The sequence below is a fragment of the Pacificimonas aurantium genome, assembly GCF_020092905.1.
GTDB lineage: Bacteria > Pseudomonadota > Alphaproteobacteria > Sphingomonadales > Sphingomonadaceae > Pacificimonas > Pacificimonas aurantium.
In genome coordinates this window covers 1,298,043-1,317,430 of the sequence record NZ_JAGSGB010000001.1, presented here as the reverse complement: position 1 = coordinate 1,317,430, position 19,388 = coordinate 1,298,043, and the positions used below count along the sequence as shown (strand labels likewise).

The 19,388-nt window shown below is 64.9% G+C and carries 22 protein-coding genes; 20 read left to right on the top strand and 2 right to left on the bottom strand.

The window, feature by feature from the left end:
• Window positions 1–44 precede the first annotated feature (44 nt).
• The 16 genes from KCN53_RS06375 to metK all read left to right on the top strand — a co-directional run bounded on the left by KCN53_RS06375 (window position 45) and on the right by metK (window position 13,150).
• Complete coding sequence (locus KCN53_RS06375) at window positions 45–719, top strand: glutathione S-transferase (RefSeq protein ID WP_088710920.1); 675 nt, start codon at window positions 45–47, stop codon at window positions 717–719.
• 30 nt (window positions 720–749) lie between these two features.
• Window positions 750–1,691: a hypothetical protein gene (locus KCN53_RS06370; protein ID WP_088710921.1), complete on the top strand. Its 942-nt coding sequence runs from the start codon at window positions 750–752 to the stop codon at window positions 1,689–1,691.
• Complete coding sequence (locus tag KCN53_RS06365; RefSeq protein ID WP_088710922.1) at window positions 1,688–2,197, top strand: universal stress protein; 510 nt, start codon at window positions 1,688–1,690, stop codon at window positions 2,195–2,197. Before KCN53_RS06370 ends, KCN53_RS06365 begins: the two co-directional genes overlap by 4 nt.
• A gap of 44 nt (window positions 2,198–2,241) precedes the next feature.
• A complete protein-coding gene (locus KCN53_RS06360) occupies window positions 2,242–2,799 on the top strand; it encodes a NifU family protein (protein WP_088710923.1) in 558 nt (185 codons plus the stop codon).
• A gap of 72 nt (window positions 2,800–2,871) precedes the next feature.
• On the top strand, window positions 2,872–3,477 hold the full coding sequence (locus KCN53_RS06355; RefSeq protein WP_088710924.1) for a malonic semialdehyde reductase: 606 nt from the start codon (window positions 2,872–2,874) through the stop codon (window positions 3,475–3,477).
• Window positions 3,462–4,121, top strand: coding sequence for a tRNA (adenosine(37)-N6)-threonylcarbamoyltransferase complex dimerization subunit type 1 TsaB (gene tsaB / locus KCN53_RS06350; RefSeq protein WP_088710925.1), 660 nt, complete (start codon window positions 3,462–3,464; stop codon window positions 4,119–4,121). Before KCN53_RS06355 ends, tsaB begins: the two co-directional genes overlap by 16 nt.
• The gene (locus tag KCN53_RS06345; RefSeq protein WP_088710926.1) at window positions 4,115–4,609 is read left to right on the top strand and encodes a GNAT family N-acetyltransferase; all 495 of its coding nucleotides are present in this window, start codon (window positions 4,115–4,117) and stop codon (window positions 4,607–4,609) included. The genes tsaB and KCN53_RS06345 overlap by 7 nt, the downstream gene beginning before the upstream one ends.
• A 54-nt stretch (window positions 4,610–4,663) precedes the next feature.
• The gene (locus KCN53_RS06340; protein ID WP_088713264.1) at window positions 4,664–5,086 is read left to right on the top strand and encodes a MucR family transcriptional regulator; all 423 of its coding nucleotides are present in this window, start codon (window positions 4,664–4,666) and stop codon (window positions 5,084–5,086) included.
• Between the two features lie 89 nt (window positions 5,087–5,175).
• Entirely contained in the window at window positions 5,176–5,592 is a 417-nt protein-coding gene (locus KCN53_RS06335; RefSeq protein ID WP_088710927.1) for a Fur family transcriptional regulator, read from the top strand.
• Window positions 5,593–5,599: 7 nt separating this feature from the next.
• Window positions 5,600–6,421 (top strand): lysophospholipid acyltransferase family protein, encoded by an 822-nt coding sequence (locus tag KCN53_RS06330; RefSeq protein WP_088710928.1) that lies wholly within the window; start codon window positions 5,600–5,602, stop codon window positions 6,419–6,421.
• Between the two features lie 66 nt (window positions 6,422–6,487).
• Window positions 6,488–7,813: a tRNA (N6-isopentenyl adenosine(37)-C2)-methylthiotransferase MiaB gene (gene miaB, locus KCN53_RS06325; RefSeq protein ID WP_088710929.1), complete on the top strand. Its 1,326-nt coding sequence runs from the start codon at window positions 6,488–6,490 to the stop codon at window positions 7,811–7,813.
• Between the two features lie 7 nt (window positions 7,814–7,820).
• Complete coding sequence (locus KCN53_RS06320; RefSeq protein ID WP_088710930.1) at window positions 7,821–8,834, top strand: PhoH family protein; 1,014 nt, start codon at window positions 7,821–7,823, stop codon at window positions 8,832–8,834.
• Complete coding sequence (gene ybeY / locus KCN53_RS06315) at window positions 8,827–9,342, top strand: rRNA maturation RNase YbeY (protein WP_088710931.1); 516 nt, start codon at window positions 8,827–8,829, stop codon at window positions 9,340–9,342. Before KCN53_RS06320 ends, ybeY begins: the two co-directional genes overlap by 8 nt.
• A 55-nt stretch (window positions 9,343–9,397) precedes the next feature.
• Window positions 9,398–10,225, top strand: a complete 828-nt coding sequence (locus tag KCN53_RS06310; RefSeq protein ID WP_224199392.1) for a hemolysin family protein — start codon at window positions 9,398–9,400, stop codon at window positions 10,223–10,225.
• Window positions 10,226–10,233: 8 nt separating this feature from the next.
• A complete protein-coding gene (gene lnt / locus KCN53_RS06305) occupies window positions 10,234–11,805 on the top strand; it encodes an apolipoprotein N-acyltransferase (RefSeq protein ID WP_088710933.1) in 1,572 nt (523 codons plus the stop codon).
• Window positions 11,806–11,923: 118 nt separating this feature from the next.
• Window positions 11,924–13,150, top strand: coding sequence for a methionine adenosyltransferase (gene metK / locus KCN53_RS06300; RefSeq protein WP_088710934.1), 1,227 nt, complete (start codon window positions 11,924–11,926; stop codon window positions 13,148–13,150).
• A gap of 22 nt (window positions 13,151–13,172) precedes the next feature.
• On the opposite strand, the gene KCN53_RS06295 is transcribed toward metK, so the two are convergent.
• Window positions 13,173–14,342, bottom strand: a complete 1,170-nt coding sequence (locus KCN53_RS06295; RefSeq protein ID WP_088710935.1) for a GGDEF domain-containing protein — start codon at window positions 14,340–14,342, stop codon at window positions 13,173–13,175.
• An 81-nt stretch (window positions 14,343–14,423) separates the two neighbouring features.
• Between KCN53_RS06295 and trmB the strand changes: the two genes are divergently transcribed.
• From trmB to KCN53_RS06275, 4 genes are all read left to right on the top strand, one after another.
• The gene (gene trmB / locus KCN53_RS06290; RefSeq protein WP_088713265.1) at window positions 14,424–15,134 is read left to right on the top strand and encodes a tRNA (guanine(46)-N(7))-methyltransferase TrmB; all 711 of its coding nucleotides are present in this window, start codon (window positions 14,424–14,426) and stop codon (window positions 15,132–15,134) included.
• Between the two features lie 70 nt (window positions 15,135–15,204).
• A complete protein-coding gene (locus KCN53_RS06285) occupies window positions 15,205–15,630 on the top strand; it encodes an Ohr family peroxiredoxin (RefSeq protein WP_088710936.1) in 426 nt (141 codons plus the stop codon).
• Between the two features lie 35 nt (window positions 15,631–15,665).
• Window positions 15,666–16,175, top strand: a complete 510-nt coding sequence (locus tag KCN53_RS06280) for a MarR family winged helix-turn-helix transcriptional regulator (protein ID WP_088710937.1) — start codon at window positions 15,666–15,668, stop codon at window positions 16,173–16,175.
• Between the two features lie 59 nt (window positions 16,176–16,234).
• Window positions 16,235–17,365 (top strand): T6SS phospholipase effector Tle1-like catalytic domain-containing protein, encoded by a 1,131-nt coding sequence (locus KCN53_RS06275; RefSeq protein ID WP_088710938.1) that lies wholly within the window; start codon window positions 16,235–16,237, stop codon window positions 17,363–17,365.
• Window positions 17,366–17,556: 191 nt separating this feature from the next.
• Here the strand turns inward: KCN53_RS06275 and KCN53_RS06270 are convergent, their stop codons facing one another.
• Complete coding sequence (locus KCN53_RS06270) at window positions 17,557–19,311, bottom strand: PAS domain-containing sensor histidine kinase (protein WP_143712149.1); 1,755 nt, start codon at window positions 19,309–19,311, stop codon at window positions 17,557–17,559.
• Window positions 19,312–19,388: the final 77 nt, after the last annotated feature.

Here is a 19,388-nt window from a genome sequence, read left to right as displayed (position 1 = left end):
CTTAGGCGCGGAAAGACGGTTTGTTCGGCAAAAGGCGAGACCCTGTGAGGATCATCCTCGGCAACAAGCGCTATTCGAGCTGGTCGCTGCGCGGCTGGCTTGCGATGAAACAGTCCGGGCAGGATTTCGAGGAACTCGTCATCCCAATGGACACGCCGGAATGGGCGGAAAAGAAGGCCGACCCTGCCCTTATGCCTTCCTCCCGGGTCCCCACGGTATGGGACGGCGACATCGCCGTCTGGGAAAGCCTTGCCATTATCGACTGGCTATCGGACCGCTACGGTCAGACCGCCTACTGGCCCGTAGACGGCGCGGCGCGCGCGTTTGCGCGGTCGATCGCGGCGGAAATGCACGCAGGCTTCACGGCGCTTCGCCGCCAGTGCCCGATGGACGTGTGCAGCAGCTACCGGACCTTCCGCCTGGAAGAGGATGCCCGCCGCGACGCGGAGCGGATCGAACAGCTGTGGACGAAGGCGCGCGAGGACTATGGTGACGGCGGCCCGTACCTGTTCGGCGCCTTTGGCGCGGCGGACATGATGTATGCGCCGGTAGCGATGCGATTCAGAACCTACGGCATCGATCTGACCGGCGCCGCAGCCACCTATCAGACGGCGATCTGCGCGCATCCGTGGATCACCGAATGGTGCGACGCGGCAGCGGAGGAGCCCGAAAGCTGGACTATCGAGCATTATGAGGATCATGTCCGAGCCTATCTGTAGCCCTCTTCTTAAGGACCTGCGAGGACCCGCGTGCCGCTGAGTACCCTCTCTTCCCTGCGTCAGCGCCTTTCCGGCGCACAGGCGGACGGCCGCCCGGCAAAGACCTGGCTCGGGGCGCCGCGCTGGGCCACGGCGCTGGTCGCCATCGCTGTCCTTGCGATCCTATACTGGGGCGTGGCGGCGCTGATCATCGACGACCGCAACGCCGACATGACGCTGCGCCCGGCCCCGGCGGCTCTTCCCCCCGGTGGCAGCGTTACCGCCGCCTATGCGGCGACGATCCTGGAGCGCGAAATCGACCGTGGGGGCTGGACGCCGAACGATAGCTTCCTGTCCCCCACGGCCGGGCTTGGCCGCATGCCCGCCTTTCAAAGAGGTACCGTCGCGATGGTCGAGACGGCCGTCGGTGCCCTGTCCGAGCGGGAGAACGAGCAGCGGCTGGCCCGCGCGGCGGAAAGCCTGTCCATCGATCCTGCCCGCGGTGTGTTCCACGGCCGCTTCCCCTTCATCGGCGCGAGCGCCGGATCCTATTATCATGACGCTGCCGAAGACCTCATCGCCTACAACACCGCCCTTGCGACCGGCGAGATCGTACGCCCGGACGACGCGGAGACGGCACTGGCACTGGTAAGCGCCGTCCGCCGCAGCCTCGAGGCCGGGCGCGAGGGTCTGGATGCGCCCATTCGCGGCGAAGACGGCGCGGACGAGGCAAGCATCTCCTATGAGTTCATACGCGGTCAGGCCTATGCCGCCGGGTTGCTGCTGCGCGGCGTCCGCAGCGACTTCGCTCCCAATCTGCGCGAGCGGCAGCTGATTTCGGCCATTGTCGAGGCCATCGAAAGTCTCGACCAGATCGCGACCGAGCGCGCCGCCTTCGTCGGGCGGGACGACCTGACCGCGCAGGGCTATTTCCTGAGCCGCTCCATCGAAACGCTGGGCCGGATCGAAACCGGACTGGCCCGCGCATCATGAGCTGGAGCCCGAGCGACCGCGGCCCCGGCTATCTGCTGGTGGTGGACGGCAGCGATGAAGCCGAGAAGGCGCTGCGCTATGCGGTACGCCGCGCCGAAGCCATCGGCGGACAGATTACGCTGCTCTATGTCATCCGTCCGGCCGAGTTCGTGCAGTGGGGCGGCGTACAGGACATGATCGCCGCCGAGGCGCAGGAGGCTGCCGAGGCAGCGCTGGTGCGCTCCGCCGATCATGTCCGCCGCCTGTCGCAAATCATACCGTCGCTGGTCGTCCGCCAGGGCAAGCTGGTGGAGGAAGTGGCGGCAGTCGTCGAGCAGGACCCGCAGCTCTCGGCCCTCGTCCTGGGCGCCGCGTCGAAGGGCGCCCCGGGCCCGCTCGTCTCCCACTTTGCGGGTGAGCGCGCCGGCGGCCTGCCGGTCGTCATCATCATCGTACCGGGCGCCCTGAGCGAAGACGCCATCGACGAGCTGACTGGCGGCAACGGTGCCGACCGAGGCCTTGATTGACCGGGACCCGCGCCTCACATCGGCTCTGAAGGAGCCCGAACACAATGCATATTCAGACGCAGCCGACGCCCAATCCCGCGACGCTGATGTTCCAGCCCGGCCGCCCGGTTTCGCCCGAGCGCACCTATGACTTCGACAATCCGGACGATGCGGAAGTTTCGCCGCTCGCCTCCGCGCTGTTCTCGCTGGGCAGCGTCACCGGGGTGTTTTTCGGCGCCGACTTCGTATCGGTGACGCGCGATCCGGCGGGATCCGACTGGGCCACTTTGAAGCCCGAGGTGATGGGCATCTTGGTTGATCACTTCGCGAGCGGCGCCCCGCTGGTCCGCGGCGAGACCGAAACCGCGCCCCGGATCGACGAAAATGAAGAAGATGCCGACATCCGCGCACAGATCACCGAACTGCTTGATGACCGGGTCCGCCCGGCGGTGGCGGGAGACGGCGGCGACATCGTTTTCCACGGCTTTCAGGAGGGCATCGTCTATCTGAAGATGCAGGGTGCCTGCGCCGGCTGCCCCTCGTCCACCATGACGCTGAAGAACGGCATCGAGAACCTGCTGCGCTATTACGTCCCCGAAGTGACGGAAGTACGCGCGGTCTAGACGCGACTTGCGGTAAGGACCGCACAGCTTTAGCGCCGGTGGCGTTGCGCCCCTTCCGTACCCGGAGTTTTCATGTCCGACCATTTACTGAGCGACCGAGACCTCGATCTGATCTTCCGTTCGGCGCGAAGTTACAATGCCTGGAAAGACGAAACGGTCAGCCGGGTCGAACTTGAGGCGCTCTACGACCTGATGCGCATGGGGCCGACGTCCGCCAACTGCCAGCCGGCTCGGCTGATCTTCTGCCAGACCGCCGACGCGCGTGAAAAGCTCGCCGCCTGCGTCATGGACGGAAATGTCGAGAAGGTGAGAACGGCGCCGGTCGTCGCCATCATCGGGATGGACATGGAATTCTACGAAAAACTGCCGCAGCTTTTCCCGCATACGGACGCGCGCAGCTGGTTCGTAGGAGACGACGGTCCGGACGGCCCTCTGGTCGAGGAGACCGCCTTCCGCAATTCCAGTCTTCAAGGGGCCTATCTGATCATCGCGGCGCGCGCGCTCGGACTCGATTGCGGTCCCATGTCCGGCTTCGACAAGGAGAAGGTCGACGCGGCCTTCTTCGGCGGAACCACAGTCAAATCGAATTTCATCTGCGCGCTTGGCCACGGCAGCCAGAAGGACCTGTTCGATCGCAGTCCGCGTCTGTCCTTCGACGAGGCATGCCGGATACTCTGACCGCGGCGGCCGACGCGCTGGCCGGGCCGCTCTTGGGTATCGGTACCGCCCACCGCGCCTGTTCGCTGGCGCTTGTCGAGAAGGGAGCCGTCACCCGGCACACCGACGAACTGATCGGCCGTGGGCATGCGGAGCGGCTGATGCCGATGTTGGCGGAGCTTCTCGGCGGCGTGACCGCGAACAGCATCATCGTCGAGACAGGACCCGGAAGCTTCACGGGCATTCGTATCGGTGTGGCAGCCGCCCGCGCGCTCGGTCTTGCCTGGAACGTCCCGGTCCACGGCATCTCCTCTTCCCTGCTGACCGCCGCCCGCGCCTTTCATGAGGGGCTGCCCGCGCCGCTGGGGATAGTCCTCGACGGGGGCCGCGGCGAGGTTTTCCTCGAACGCTTCGACGAAACGGCAGCCTCGCTAGGGCCGCCGGTCGCCGTTCCTCGCGGCGATCTGGCCCTCGAAGGCATCGCGGCCATTGCGGGGACGGGCCTCGAGCTCGTCGACGCCCCCTCACCGGTCGCACGCGGATCCGCGGACCCTCCCCGGCTTGTCGACCTGGTCCATGTGCCGAATCTCGAACGGCACCTCCTGCCGCCGCAGCCGCTCTACGTGCGCCCGCCCGACGCGAAAGTACCCGGCGCCCCGTGCTGACGTTCCGTCCCGCTCCGTCCTCCGATGCAGACAGGCTAGGCGAGATTTGCCGTGAGATTTTCGATCCACGCTTCGGCGAAGGTTGGACAGGCGCGCAGATCGCCACGACCTTGGCCGGAACCGGTACGGCATGTGAAATAGCCGAGACCGACAATATTCTCCTGGGCTTCAGCCTGATCAGGAGCGTGGCGGACGAGACCGAGTTGCTGCTGGTCGGCGTGAGGCCTCGATTTCGCCGCCGCGGACTCGGTCGCCAGCTTGTCGAACGGGCGGCAAATCATGCCGCCGCCCGAGGCTCCACTACCATGCATTTGGAAATGCGGGAAAATAATGTCGCCGCACGTAAAGCTTATCAAACGTTAGGATTTGTCGAAGTCGGCCGGAGACGGGAGTATTATTCCGGACATGACGGCACTAAATTCGACGCTATTACGATGAAAACTTTACTACCTTTGAAATCCGCCAAAAAAGGCCTTGAAGTCCTTTGATAGAAGTATCATAGGCGGCGCAACCTAATTGAGAAAGTGCAGTACGGAGTTATGATGGAAGACGAAGTAGATTTCCACGAAGACATTCTGAGCCTGACGGCGGAGGTTGTTTCGGCGCATGTAGGCAATAACACGGTCGCCGTCTCCGACCTGCCTACGCTGATCGAGCAGGTGTACAACACGCTCGCGAAGCTCGGCCCGGCTCAGGAGGAAGAGGAAGTCCAGGAGCCGGCAGTTTCGGTTCGCGCCTCCATCAAGCCGGACTACATCGTATGTCTCGAGGACGGCAAGAAGCTGAAAATGCTGAAACGCCACCTGATGACGCACTATGACATGACGCCGGAAGACTATCGCCGTAAGTGGAACCTGCCCGCTGACTATCCGATGGTCGCCCCCAACTACGCCAAGCAGCGCCGGGAACTGGCCAAGAAGATCGGCCTGGGCACCAAGCGCACACGCGGACGCGCCGCGCGCTAAGCGCACCGAACGGTAACTCGCCCTTGCCGCCGGCAGGGGCCTGACCTTAGAAGGGGTGCCATGCGAACTGGCACCCCTTTTTCCGTAAGATGAGCAAGATCGATCTCGAGGCGCTGTGCGCCGAACGCGGACTGCGGATCACCGAGCAGCGCCGGGTCATCGCGCGCGTGCTGTCGCAGGCCGACGACCATCCCGACGTCGAGGAGCTTTATCGCAGGGCGTCGGAAGTCGACGACCGCATCTCGATCGCGACCGTCTACCGCACGGTCCGGTTGTTCGAAGAAGCGGGCATTCTGGAGCGCCTGGATTTTCGCGACGGTCGTGCCCGTTACGAGCCCACCCCCGACGAACATCACGATCATCTGATCGACGTGGAGAGCGGCGAAGTCGTCGAGTTCCACGACGAAGAACTGGAAGAGCTCCAGCGCATCATCGCCGAACGTCTTGGTTACGACCTCGTCGATCACCGCATGGAACTGTACGGCCGCAAGCGAAAGGCGTCCTAGACCGCCCGTGGAGACGGAGCCGGGCTATTCCCACGTCTATTCCTATGCGGATCGCATTCCCTGGGAACGGATCCTGTTCTGGCTCGTCCCGGCGGTCGTCATCCTCGTCCCGCTGAACATGCTGTCCATGCGGCTGTTCCCCAGGCGGCAGCCGGTCATCCCGAAACTGTTTCATCGCATGCTGAACCACGCCATCGGTGTGACGGTGCGAAAGCACGGGACGCCTGCCAGCGGCACAACCCTGTTCATTGCCAATCATCTCAGTTGGACCGACATCCCGATCCTGGGCCAGTATCTGCGCGCGCGGTTCGTCGCGAAGGCCGAGATTTCGGACGCGAAGGCGCTCGCCTTCTTCTGTGCGCAGCAGCGCACCCTGTTCGTGAACCGCGAGGACAAGCGCGGATCGGGCGAGCAGAAGAACATGCTGACGGCCACCCTGGCCGGCGGCGACAGCTGCATCATGTTTCCCGAGGCCACGACCAATGACGGGCGCCGCCCGCGTCCCTTCAAGACGCCGCTGTTTCACGGCCTCGCCAGCGGCGAAGCGCCCGGTGTCATGGTGCAGCCCGTAAGCCTCGCCTTCACGCGCGTCCGCGCCATGCCCGCAACCCGCGCACGCTGGCCGTTTCTATGCTGGATCGGCGACTATACCGTCGGGGAGAGCGTCGTCGATTGGCTGCGCCTGCGCCATGTGCGGGCAGACGTCGTCTTCCACGAGCCCGTCGATCCGACCGGTTTCAAGGACCGCAAGGCACTGGCGCGCTATTGCTACGACACCATCCAAAGGGGTTACAGGCAGGCGATGTCCGACTATGCTCGACCGCGATGAAGCTCGACTCGGCCCTGTGCCTGACTTATCCGCGCCGCTTTTCCCCGCGTCTGACCTTTCCGTGCCATGACTGATCCCAAACGTTATTTCGTGCGCAGCTATGGCTGCCAGATGAATGTCTACGACGCCGAGCGGATGGAAGAACTGCTGGGCGATGCGGGGATGACGCGCGCGGCAACACAGGACGACGCCGACGTCGTCGTCCTTAATACTTGCCATATCCGAGAGAAGGCCGCGGAAAAGGTCTATTCGGAAATCGGCCGCATCAAGAAGGCCGCCGCCGAGCGCGGATGGAAGCCCGTGGTCGCGGTCGCGGGCTGCGTCGCCCAGGCTGAGGGTGAAGAGATCGCGCGCCGCGCCCCCGATGTGGGCGTGATCGTCGGTCCGCAGGCCTATCACCGCCTGCCGCAGATGGTGGAGCGCGCCGCGAGCGGCCAGCGCTCGGTCGACACCGACCTGCCGACACTGGAGAAGTTCAAGGCGCTCGGCCAGCGACGCCGGGCTGCACCCTCCAGCTTCCTCACCATTCAGGAGGGCTGCGACAAGTTCTGCACCTACTGCGTGGTGCCCTATACGCGCGGCGCCGAAGTATCGCGCGATGCCGATACGGTGCTGGAGGAGGCCCACCGACTTGCGGAAGCGGGCGCGCGCGAACTCGTCCTGCTCGGACAGAATGTGAACGCCTATCGCGATGCGCGGGGTACGGGCTTCGCGGACCTCATCCGCCGGGTCGCCGACGTGCCGGGCATATCGCGAATCCGCTATACCACCAGCCACCCCGCCGACATGACCGACGAGTTGATTTCGGCGCATGGCGAGATCGAGGCGTTGATGCCCTATCTGCATCTTCCCGTGCAATCCGGCAGCGACCGCGTTCTGAAGGCGATGAACCGCAGCCACAGCGCCGAAAGCTATGTGGAGACGATCGAAGCCCTGCGGCGGGTGCGACCGGACATGGCGATCAGCGGCGATTTCATCGTCGGCTTTCCCGGCGAAACCGACGCCGAGTTCGAGGCCACGCTCGAGATCGTGCGGCGCACCGGCTATGCGCAGGCCTACAGCTTCAAATATTCGCCGCGGCCGGGTACGCCCGCCGCCACCATGGGCGACCAGATCGCCGAAGAGGTGAAAACGGAGCGGCTGGCGCGGCTCCAGGCCCTTTTGAACGAGCAGCAGCTCGCTTTCAACGAAGGCACGCGCGGCGTGACTTGCGATGTCCTGGCGGAGCGGAACGGACGCCGTCCCGGACAGTTGCTCGGGAAATCACCCTGGCTGCAGTCCGTGCATTTCAGCGCCGATGGGGCGAGTGTCGGTGATATAGTCGAAGTGCGTATAGATACGGCCGGCCCGAACTCGCTGTCGGGCCTGAGAACGGACAGAAAGGCGGCCTGAGCAAGAAATGGCGGGCATAAAGCGCAAGGCGGCAGATCCCGTCCCGGAACCTTCGGACCGCGTTCGGCTGAACATCCAGTTCGATCGCCCCGATCTTCTCGGTCCGCTTTTCGGTCAGTACGACCAGAACCTGATCGCCATCGAGAACCGGCTCGGCGTCTATATCGCCGCGCGGGGCGACAAGGTCACGATCGAGGGCCAGGCGGACGCGGCGGCGCGGGCCCGCGACGTCTTGAAGTCGCTTCACGAGCAGTTGATGCAGGGGCGAGACATCTCGCCGACCGACGTCGGGACGGCGATCGCCATGGGCGACGAGCCGATGCTCGATGGGCTCGAGATCGTCGACGACAAGAAGAAGCGCCCCTCCATCGTCATCCGCACGCGGCGCAAGACGATCGCCCCGCGTACGCCGATGCAACTTCACTACATGCAGGCCCTCGCGTCCGAAGACGTCATCTTCGCGCTGGGGCCGGCAGGTACCGGCAAGACCTATGTCGCGGTCGCTCAGGCGGTCAGTCAGCTCATTACCGGCTCGGTGGACCGGCTGATCCTTTCGCGGCCGGCGGTCGAGGCGGGCGAGCGACTGGGCTTCCTGCCGGGCGATATGAAGGAGAAGGTCGACCCCTATCTCCGCCCGCTTTACGACGCGCTGTACGACATGCTTCCCGCCGAGCAGGTGGAGCGCCGCATCGCGGCAGGGGAGATCGAGATCGCCCCACTTGCCTTCATGCGCGGCCGGACGCTCGCCAATGCCTTCATCATCCTCGACGAGGCGCAGAACACGACGCCGCAGCAGATGAAGATGTTCCTGACCCGTTTCGGGGAAAACAGCCGCATGGTCGTCTGCGGCGATCCCAAGCAGGTCGACCTGCCGGATGCGGGGCGCTCCGGCCTTGCCGACGCCGTCGGCCGGCTCGAAGGAATCGAGGGGATCGGGACAGTCAGGTTCGGCACTGCGGACGTGGTTCGCGCACCTATCGTCGCGCGTATCGTAAAAGCGTATGAGGGCGCCGATGCTTAACGTCGAAACTTCCGTGGAGGGCGATGAATGGCCCAGCCTGGACTTTTCCCGCACTGCGAGTGACGCCGTTCGCGCTGCCCTCGCCGGCAGTCCGCATGGTCACCTGCTCGACCGGCCGCTCATCTGCGAGGTGTCGGTCAAATTCTCCGACGACGCGACCGTCCGCACTCTGAACGACCGCTTTCGTCAGAAGGACAAGCCCACCAACGTTCTCAGTTTCCCCGCCGTGCAGGAAGACCTCCTGGCCTCCCTCGCCAACACCGATGACGGTGAAGCACTGCTGGGCGATATCATCCTTGCCGGGGCCACCTGCCGCCGCGAGGCCGAGGAAAAGGACGTCAGCATCGCCGCCCATGCCGCCCATCTGATCGTGCATGGGACGCTGCACCTGGTCGGTTACGACCACGAGACCGATGCGGATGCCGACGACATGGAGCGGCTCGAAACGGAAATCCTGAACGGCATGAACATTGCCGATCCCTACCGCCAGGGTTCGGAGACGGACTGAAGCCATGGCCTCCCAGCCAAGCGACGGCAGCGCGTCGAGACCCATTCTCCGCGTCATGAAGAGCCTGCTTTTCGGCCGCGGCACCTCTCTCCGCGAGGCCATAGAAGGCGCGCTCGAAGAGCATGAGGACGATGAGGAGACGGGCCTCGTCTCCGGCGACCTGAGCGCGCCCGAACGGCTGATGCTGCGCAACCTGCTCGATTTCGGTGAACGCAAGGCCGGCGACATCATGGTGCCGCGCGGCGACATCATGGCCTTCGAAGCGTCGGGCGAAGTCAACGAACTGGTCGCCGCCTTTGCCGATGCCGGCCACAGCCGCCTGCCCATTTACGCTGGTGAACTCGACAAGGTCCTCGGCATGATTCACGTGAAGGACCTGTTCAACGAACTGGCGATGGATCGCGGCGAAAGTGCGAAGATAGCCGATCTCGTTCGGCCCGTCCTCTTCGTCCCCTCCGCCATGAGGGTTCTCGACCTTCTCGCCCGCATGCGCACGAACCGAACGCACATGGCCATCGTCGTCGACGAATATGGCGGGACGGACGGCCTCGTCACGGTCGAGGACATCGTCGAGGAGATCGTGGGCGAGATCGAGGACGAACATGACGAGCCCGAGGACGAGCCCATTCGGCCGCTGCCCACCGGGGGCTACGAGGTAGAGGCACGGGTCGACATCGACGATTTCGAAGAGCGGCTCGAAACCGACTTCACCTCGGCCGTCGACGGCGAGATCGACACGGTCGGCGGGTTGCTGTTCATGATCGAAGGGCGCGTTCCCGCACAGGGCGAAACGGTCGAACATCCGGCCGGCTGGCGGTTCGAGATCCTCGCTGGCGATGAGCGCCGCGTCGAGCGCGTCCGCGTGCAGAGAAGCGCCGACTGACCGCTGCAATGGCGCTGCGGATGGGGCTTTGGCGGCGGCGTGCGCTGCTGTTCGCTGCGGGCGGCCTGGGCGGGCTCGGCTTCGCGCCCTTCGGCTTGTGGCCGGTTACGCTCGTCTCGCTGGCCGTGCTCTGCCTTGTCGTCGAGACAGGCGCCCGAAACGGTGCAGGCCGCGGCAGCGTCTTCGTCTCCGCTTGGGCCTGGGCGTTCGGAAATTTTCTCGCCGGGCAATATTGGATCGCCCATGCCTTCCAGTTCCAGGCGAACATGCCCGCCTGGCTCGGCTGGGTGGCCGTTGTGGGTTTGTCCATGTTCATGGCGACTTACCCGGCGGTTGCTGCGGCACTCGCCAGCCGCTTTCGCAAGGCGCCAATGGCTCGCGCACTCGCCTTTGCCGGCGCCTGGATGCTGACCGAATGGCTGCGCGGCTATCTGATGACGGGATTTGGCTGGAACCCCCTGGGGATCACGACCCTGTCGCTCGGCCCCGCTGCGCAAGGCGCTTCGTGGGTCGGCGCGCTCGGCATGAGCGGCGTCATGCTGCTGGCGGGCTACGCCATCATGCTGACGGCGGCGGAAGTGCGCAGACATTGGCGCGAAGGCTGGGTTTTCGCGCCGCTTGCGGAGCCGCTCGGGGGCGGCCGTGCCCTGCTTGCGCCGCTTGCCACCGCGCTCATTCTCGGCTGGCTTACGCAGGGCGATCCCACGCCCTCGGACACGCGCGTCGATATCGTCCAAGCCAATATCCCGCAGGAAGAGAAATATGCCGAGGGCGCCTTCTACCGGAATTTGCAGCGGTATATCGACCTCTCGCCCCCGCCCGGCGGCGAAGCCCGCCTGCTGATCTGGCCGGAGGCGGCGATTCCACGCACCCTCGACACACGGCCCGACCTGCGCCGCGACCTTGCGGTTCTGCTGCTCGGGGAACGCGACCTGTTCCTGACCGGCGCGCTGAAACTGGTACCGGGCCAGTCGTCGGACGATCCCTGGGCGGGCCTTAACAGCCTTTATGCCATCGGCCCCGATGGCGGCATTCATGCGCGCTACGACAAGCAGCGGCTGGTGCCCTATGGCGAATATCTGCCGCTGCGCCCCGTTCTGTCCAGGATCGGGCTCGACAGCTTCGCGCCGAGCAGCGTCGATACCTATGCCGGCACGCGGCCGCGGGTCATGGCGCTGCCCGGCTTTCCCGACCTTGTGGCCATGATCTGCTACGAGGCGGTCTATGCCGAGCAGGCCGACGGCGCGACCCGGCCTGCCTGGCTGCTGAACGTCTCCAACGACGCCTGGTTCAGCGATGGCGGCGCGGCGATGCACCTTGCGCACGCGCGCCTGCGGGCGATCGAACAGGGCCTGCCGCTCGTGCGCTCCACGCCAACGGGCATCAGCGCCGTGATTGATCCCTATGGCGAGGTAATCGCATCCCTGCCCCGCCACGAGGCCGGGGTGATCCAGGCTTCGCTGCCGCTGCCGCGCGCCGAGACGCTGTTCGCAAGGACCGGCAACGCCCTTCCCATCGCCCTCGCACTGTTTCTGCTTGCAGGCGCGCTTGCCCTCCCGGCTAGGTCTCGTCGCAGCTGAACCGCAGACAGCCTCACACATATAAGGATATCTTTATATGCTTCCTTGCCTGCCTGCCTGAGCCCAGTTAAGCCGCCCCTTCACCCTCGAACTGTCTCCATTCGAACAGGCGAACAACATGGCCCGCAGCGACTATATCTTCACCAGCGAGAGCGTTTCCGAAGGACATCCGGACAAGGTCTCCGACCAGATTTCCGATGCCGTCGTCGACCTGATGATCGACAAGGAACCGGAAGCCCGCGTGGCGTGCGAAACGCTGACGACCACCGACAGGGTCGTGCTGGCAGGCGAGGTTCGGTGCCGGCCGATGTACGACCTGGCGGAACATGCCACGACGCATGGCTGGGCCCCAGGCTCCCTGGAGGCGATCGAGGATGCGGTCCGCTCCACGGTCAAGGATATCGGCTACGAGCAGGAGGGGTTTCACTGGCGCACGCTGGACCTGCAGAACTTCCTGCACGGCCAGTCGACGGAAATCGCTCAGGGTGTCGACGCCGGCGGAGAGGGATCGAACAAGGACGAGGGCGCCGGCGACCAGGGCATCATGTTCGGATTCGCCTGCGACGAGACGCCGGAGCTGATGCCGGCGACGTTGCACTACTCGCACCGCATCCTGAAGCGGCTGGCCGACGACCGGAAGGGCCGCAAGGTCGCCTTCCTGGAACCCGACGCCAAAAGCCAGGTCACGCTGCGCTACGTGGATGGCATGCCCCAGCGCGCCGAGGCGGTCGTCGTCTCGACCCAGCACGCGGCGGGATATCATGAAGGCGCGAAGGAAGCCGAGCTGAAGTCATATGTCCGCGACGTGATCGCGGCGGAGCTGCCGGACGGCTGGGTCGACGACAAGACGGTTTTCCACATCAATCCCACCGGCGCGTTCGAGATCGGCGGCCCGGACGGGGATGCCGGCCTGACAGGCCGCAAGATCATCGTCGACACCTATGGCGGCGCGGCGCCCCATGGCGGCGGCGCCTTCTCTGGCAAGGACCCGACCAAGGTCGACCGTTCGGCCGCCTACATCACGCGCTACATGGCGAAGAACATCGTCGCCGCCGGCATTGGAAAGCGCTGCACCATTCAGCTCAGCTATGCCATCGGCGTGTCTGAGCCGCTGTCTCTCTACGTCGACCTGGGGTCGGACCCGCAGGTCGACCCGGCGAAACTGGAGAACTGGCTGCGCGAGCGCGTGCGCCTCACCCCGCGCGGCATTCGCGAGCATCTGAACCTCAACAAGCCGATCTACCAGAAGAGCGCGGCCTATGGGCACTTCGGGCGCACGCCTGACGGCGACCTGTTCCCCTGGGAACGGACCGACCTGGTGGATGAGCTGAAGAGCGCGTTCTAGGCACCACGTCGCGCGAGCGTCCTCACTCCGCGGCGAGCGGCCTGTCGGTTGCAGGCAGGGAGCCGCTCGGGGCATCGACGCTCATGACGCGATTTCGGCCTTCGCGCTTTGCGGCGTAGACGGCCTGGTCGGCGGCGCGCAGCGCCTGCCTGAGCGAAGCGTCGCCGATGGGCACGACGCCCACACTTCCCGTCAGCCCTCCCGGAATGCCTGCAATTTCGAGCCCCGCCAGCCCGGCGCGAATATCTTCGGCTACCTGCGAGGGCCGGCGCTGCCCGTCGGGGTAAAGCAGGACGGCGAATTCCTCGCCGCCGATCCTCGCGACGCGCCCCTCCCCGCCGACCATCCGGTCGAGAACGCCGGCAGCCGCTATGAGGGCGCGGTCGCCTGTCTCATGGCCGAAGCGGTCATTGATCGCCTTGAAATGGTCCAGGTCGACCAGAAGGACAGCGGCGAACCCGGCCCGGGTGCCCTCGGTCCCGATCCAGCCTTCGAATGCGCGCAGGTTCGCAATTCCCGTCAGGTGGTCGGTGCCGGATGCACGCGAGTGGCGCTCGATCAGGTCGCTTCCGATCCCCAGCAGCAGGATGATACCGCCGATCAGCGCCAGCGCGCCGGTCGTGAGGTAGAAAGTGAGGTTGTAGAGGCTCCAGAAGCCTGCCGCCGCGTCGATTTCGGCCGCGTCCCGGGGCAGGAACAGGACACCGCGCAGGAAATAGCAGCTGGCGGCGAAGATCACCGTTCCGGCAAGGATCCGGTCGATAATGCTTCGGCTGCGCCTCAGTAGCACCGGTAGCGCACCCGCCTGGATCGCCGCCCCGATCAGATTGGCGTTCGCGGATCCGAGCGCCGGGTCGCGCTCGACGAAGGTGGTGTGAAGAAGGACAGCAAGGCCGGTGGCGGCCACGATGCCCACATAGCGCCGCGGCAGTCGCCCGCCTTTGCGCACCACGTAGGCGGTCGATATGAGTCCGAGCGCCACCCAGTGCAGCGCCGTCGCGCAGGCCATCAATATCAGGTTGTCGGGCTCTCTGGCCGTATCGGCGAGAAGCGCGACGAGCGCCACGGCAAACCCCGCCGCAGCCCATCGCGCGGAAAGATGTTCCGGCTGGCTGATGGCAACGGCGACAAACACAAGCGTGAAAATCGCCAGCACGCTCGGCGCCAGCCAGAAGAAAATAGCCTCGTTCACCCTACTACCCCCCGCGCGAATACTCAGCGCGGCCCCGAAACCGCCTTGAACCTGCCCCTCGGTCTTCTATGGCACGGCGTCATGACTGCATTCAAGGAAGGCGATCCCACGACGCTCGGCCGGCTGTATGGCCGCACGAAGGGGCACAGGCTGCGGCCGGGCCAGCAGCAACTGCTCGACGACATGTATCCGGCCTTGGCCGTTCCGGAGGAGGGACCGGTCACCTCTCAGGAGCTGTTCGGCGAGAACAGGCCGCTGCATTTCGAAGTCGGCTTTGGCGGCGGCGAGCATCTTGCCTACCGCGCCGACCTCCTTCCGGATCATGGCTTCATCGGCGCGGAACCCTTCGTGAACGGCGTCGTCAGTGCCCTGCAGCATATTCGCGACGACCGGCTGCCGAACGTACGCCTGCATATGGGAGACGCGCTGGAAGTGCTGGAGCGCGTGCCGGACGCTGCCTTGTCCTTTCTCTACCTCTTGCACCCCGACCCTTGGCCAAAGGCGCGCCATTCGAAGCGGCGCATGATGAACCCCGGACCTCTCGATCTGTTTGCGCGCAAGCTGAAACCCGGCGGCATTTTTCGCCTGGCAACGGATCATCCGGTCTACTGCCGCTGGTCGCTGATGCAGATGGCGGGACGGGAGGACTTCGAGTGGATGGGCGAACGGCCGCGCGACTTCCGCGACGCTCCTGGGGGGTGGCCGCTCACGCGCTACGCCGAAAAGGCGCTGCGCGAAGGCCGCGAACTATGGTTCTTCCAATATCGGCGCACCGATAGCGGAACGCCCTGATACCGGCTCCGGCCATTGATTTATTTTGTGCACAATATATTTATCCACCTTCAATTCGAAGGAGGATGTCATGAGCAGTCTTTACGCCACCAAGGTCACCGCCGTCGGCGGCCGCAACGGACGCGCCAGAAGCAAGGACGGCGTGCTCGACCTCGACCTCGCCGTTCCGAAGGAACTCGGCGGCCCCGGCGGAGCTACCAACCCCGAACAGCTGTTCGCAGCGGGCTACGCGGCCTGCTTCGGCAATGCCGTCATCCATGCGACGCGCGCCGACGACAAGAAGGTCAGGGACGATGATGTGGATGTCACGGCGACGGTCAGCATGAACCCCGCCGGCGCTGGCGGGTTCGCGCTCGCAGTTGCGCTCGATGTCGTCATTGCCGGACTGACATCGGAGGAGGCCGAGGACGCCGCTGCGCGGGCCCATGCTGTCTGCCCCTATTCGAACGCGGTAAAGGGGAATATTGACGTGGAGATCAATATAGCGGTCAAATAGGCCGCAGAGGGGAGGCGAACATCGCAAAGCAGCAGATGAGCGGAGTCAGATCCGGACCGGAAGAGCTGGATATCGAAAACCGGCCGGACCAGGCGGAAGAACTGTTGAGGCTCGACCGGCAGGTCTGCTTCCCGCTCTACGCCGCCTCCAACCTCATAAATCGGCTCTACCGCCCGGTTCTGGCCGAGCTGGGGCTGACCTATCCGCAATATCTGACCATGCTTGTGCTTTGGGAACGCAGTCCGCGCACCGTCGGCGAACTCGCCGCCGCGCTGCATCTCGACGGCGGCACGCTCACACCACTGTTGAAGCGTCTGGAAGCCAGCGGTTTCGTGACGCGGACGCGAGACGTGGAGGATGAACGGCGCGTTCTGATCGAGTTGACCGCGCAGGGGCGGACGTTGAAGACCCGCGCCGCCCAGGTACCGCTTACCCTGATGGAGGGGTTCGAATATTCCGAAGAGGATGCGGACAATTTGCGCGAGACCGTTCAGGATCTCGTGGCTATGCTCGCCGATCGTTCCCAGCGGCGGGAACGCAGCTGAGCCGAAGCGCAAGGGGGACGCGCCAGGGACGCATTCGGCCTCTTTGAAAGAGAGGCGCGATGAGCAAGAATATCGTTATCCTGATGGACGGGACGTCGAACCAGATCTCCCGCGACCGTACCAACGTGCTGCGCATGTACGGCATCCTCAGAAAGAGCGACGAGCAGCTGGTCTACTACGACCCCGGCGTGGGGACGTTCGCCCGCGACCATCCCTATTTTGCCCGTCTCGCCAAAATGAAGGAGGTGCGCGACCTGGCGACCGGCTGGGGCCTCGATGAGAATGTGAAGCAGGCCTACCGCTTCCTGATGCATAACTATAGCACCGGACCGCGTGTGGACGGCGGGCATCCCGACCGCGACCGAATCTACCTGATCGGGTTCAGCCGGGGGGCCTATTCCGCCCGGGTACTTGCAGGTTTCATCAACGCGGTCGGGCTGATCGAACCCCGCAACGAAAACCTGCTCGACCATGCGTACAAGGCGTACAAGCGGATCGGCGAACAGGACGACGACAGTTTCGCCGAGGTCCGCCTCTATGAGCGCGTCCTGGCTCCGGACCGCCCGCCCATCCGCATGCTGGCGCTATTCGATACCGTCTCCTCGGTCATCGAACATTTCGCGCTGAGAACCCCCTATGCCTACACGAGGACCAATCCCAGCGTGCAGACGGTGGCCCATGCCGTCGCGCTGCACGAACGGCGGCGCATGTTCCAGCCGGAGCTGTGGCCTGTCGGCCAGCCCTATCGCGGCAACCCGTTTGCGCCGCCTCTGGGCGAACAGGATGTCCGCGAAGTCTGGTTCGCCGGCGGTCACGGCGATGTCGGCGGCGGGTATGCCGAGGCTGAAAGCGCGCTCGCCAAAGTGCCGCTGGTGTGGATGATAGAGCAGGCCCGCGAATGCGGTCTGGACTTCGTCACCAGCAGCGTGAACGCCGTCGTGCATGGCACTGACGACAGGCATATCGCTCCCGATCCACTGGGAGCCGCACACGATACCATGACGACATTCTGGAAGGCTGGCGACGCTCTTGTTGCGGCTTTGGGCGCCTTGGGAGCGATCGAGCCGCGACCTGGCGGACCCCGGCACGTGCCGGACGGCGCCATCGTCCACGGCAGCGTTCCGAAGCGCCTGGCAGAGCTGGGCGAGCCGACGCCCAACCTGCCGCAACACTACGACGTGGTGGCCTGAGCCCGCTCGGGATCCAAAGGCATGTCGATCGCCACCTCTACACCGGTGGGCGGGTACTCGACTGCCACCGTGCCGCCGAGCTGGCGGGCGAGAAGCCGTTCCAGCAGCACCGAGCCGAACCCTTGCTGCGTGGGAGCGCTGACCGGGGGGCCATCCGATTCGGTCCAGGAGATGTGCAGCGTACGGCCCTCCTAGTCCGGGTGGACATGCCAGTCCACCTCGACATTACCCTTATCGCTGCTGAGCGCCCCATGTTTCAGGGCATTGGTCGTGAGCTCGTGGACAGCGGTCGAGAGCGCCGCCGCGCGATCCGCGTCGAGTTCGATGTCGGGTCCGCTCAGACGGACGCGCAGGCCATCGTCATAGGCCTCCGTCTCGGTCCTGAAGATGGTCTCGACACTGACCGTGGTCCACTCCCCGCGCGCGAGAAGGTCGTGCGTCCGGCTTAGCGCGGCGATTCGCGCGGACACGCTTTCCTGCAGCTCGTCGATCGTGGAGGAAGTGCGCAGGGCGTAGCGGATGATCGACTGCACCGTCGCGAGATTGTTTTTCACCCGGTGGTGCAGTTCGCGCACGAGAAGCGCCTGCTTCTCTTCCGCGTTTTTGCGATCCGTCAGGTCTACGGACACGCCGGGAAACCGCACCGGGCGGCCGGTGTCGTTCGTTTCGCAGCGTCCCTCGGCCAGGACCCAGCGAACGGTCCCATCCTTCTGCTGCAACCGATATTCGGCCGAAAACTCTCCGCGCCGCTCGATCGCCTGCTCAATCCGCTCTTTCACCCAGCCGCTGTCGTCGGGGTGCAGGCTGCCGAGGAAATTATCGAGCGACAAACCCTCGCGCGCCGCGGCCGGCTCTACCGAATAGAGTTCCGCGAAACGCTCGTCGGTAAAGATGAGATCGTTGACGAGGTCCCAGTTCCAGGTTCCCACGATGGCCGAGGCGTTGACCGCCATTTCGAAGCGGGCGTCGCTCTCCCGCAGGCGCGTGCGCGCGTTCGCGAGTTCGATCGCGTTCCAGACCCGCTCGGCAATTTCGGCGACCAGCCGAATGTCGGCATCGCTCCATATCCGCGGCTCTCTCGCCGTGACGAAGAAGGCGGCAACGAACTCACGATTCTGCAGGATGGGCGCGGCAAGGAGGGCTGCGATGTTCTTCTCGCGCATCTTCGCAGTGCCTCGTTCGCCGAGAGCATCCAGGTGGCGCTCGTCATAAACGACGGTACGCCCGGCCCGCAGCGTCTCGAGGAGTTTTTCGTCCATGGTCCTGGCGCGCTGCAGCGCCAGCCGTCGCGGCAGTGCGGGCTCTCCCGGGCCCAGAATTTCGTACCCGCCATCCTTCTGGTGAGCGAGGGCCACCGAAACGCCGGGCATGGGTTCGCTCAGGACTTCGGCGGCGCCTTCGACAATGCCCTCTGCCGACATCTCCTGTCCCAGCCGGTCGACAAGCTGAAACAGCAGCGACAGGCGGCGCTCCTCCTGCACCTTGTTCGTGGTCTCGCTTCCGGAGTTGAAGACGCCCACGACGCTGCCGTCCTCACCGCGGATCGGCGTGAAACTGTAATTCCAGAAGGTTTCCTCGGCGAAACCGTAGCGCTGCATCGGCAGCAGCTGGTCGAACGTCGCGAACCCCTCCCCGTCCAACACCTGGCCAAGCTGCGGTTCGATGATGTGCCAGATATCGGACCAGACTTCCTTGGCCGGCTTTCCAAGCGCTGACGGGTGACGGGGGCCTGGAATTACGGACCAGGCATCATTGTAGAGAAGCCGCAGCTCTTCGCCCCAATAGATGGCCACGGGAAAGGCGGAGTTCAGGCAGATGCTGAGCGCGGACCGTAGCGATTGGGGCCAGCTTTCCAGCGGACCGAACGGGGTCGAGGCCCAGTCATGGGCTCGCATGATCTCGCCCATTTCCCCACCACCGGAAAGAAACGGAAACTTCCTGTCCACCTATCGTGCCTACTCAATTCGGACGCCAGCAGCCGCATACCCCGCGGCCGAGGGAAATCATGCAGCTAAGGGCTTAA

Excerpts from the sequence above, each read along its gene's own strand:
- KCN53_RS06365 (WP_088710922.1), top strand. The coding sequence starts at position 1,688 with ATGAGCTGGAGCCCGAGCGACCGCGGCCCCGGCTATCTGCTGGTGGTG.
- KCN53_RS06360 (WP_088710923.1), top strand. The coding sequence starts at position 2,242 with ATGCATATTCAGACGCAGCCGACGCCCAATCCCGCGACGCTGATGTTC.
- KCN53_RS06355 (WP_088710924.1), top strand. The coding sequence starts at position 2,872 with ATGTCCGACCATTTACTGAGCGACCGAGACCTCGATCTGATCTTCCGT.
- tsaB (WP_088710925.1), top strand. The coding sequence starts at position 3,462 with ATGCCGGATACTCTGACCGCGGCGGCCGACGCGCTGGCCGGGCCGCTC.
- KCN53_RS06340 (WP_088713264.1), top strand. The coding sequence starts at position 4,664 with ATGGAAGACGAAGTAGATTTCCACGAAGACATTCTGAGCCTGACGGCG.
- KCN53_RS06335 (WP_088710927.1), top strand. The coding sequence starts at position 5,176 with ATGAGCAAGATCGATCTCGAGGCGCTGTGCGCCGAACGCGGACTGCGG.
- miaB (WP_088710929.1), top strand. The coding sequence starts at position 6,488 with ATGACTGATCCCAAACGTTATTTCGTGCGCAGCTATGGCTGCCAGATG.
- KCN53_RS06320 (WP_088710930.1), top strand. The coding sequence starts at position 7,821 with ATGGCGGGCATAAAGCGCAAGGCGGCAGATCCCGTCCCGGAACCTTCG.
- ybeY (WP_088710931.1), top strand. The coding sequence starts at position 8,827 with ATGCTTAACGTCGAAACTTCCGTGGAGGGCGATGAATGGCCCAGCCTG.
- KCN53_RS06310 (WP_224199392.1), top strand. The coding sequence starts at position 9,398 with ATGAAGAGCCTGCTTTTCGGCCGCGGCACCTCTCTCCGCGAGGCCATA.
- lnt (WP_088710933.1), top strand. The coding sequence starts at position 10,234 with ATGGCGCTGCGGATGGGGCTTTGGCGGCGGCGTGCGCTGCTGTTCGCT.
- metK (WP_088710934.1), top strand. The coding sequence starts at position 11,924 with ATGGCCCGCAGCGACTATATCTTCACCAGCGAGAGCGTTTCCGAAGGA.
- trmB (WP_088713265.1), top strand. The coding sequence starts at position 14,424 with ATGACTGCATTCAAGGAAGGCGATCCCACGACGCTCGGCCGGCTGTAT.
- KCN53_RS06285 (WP_088710936.1), top strand. The coding sequence starts at position 15,205 with ATGAGCAGTCTTTACGCCACCAAGGTCACCGCCGTCGGCGGCCGCAAC.
- KCN53_RS06280 (WP_088710937.1), top strand. The coding sequence starts at position 15,666 with ATGAGCGGAGTCAGATCCGGACCGGAAGAGCTGGATATCGAAAACCGG.
- KCN53_RS06275 (WP_088710938.1), top strand. The coding sequence starts at position 16,235 with ATGAGCAAGAATATCGTTATCCTGATGGACGGGACGTCGAACCAGATC.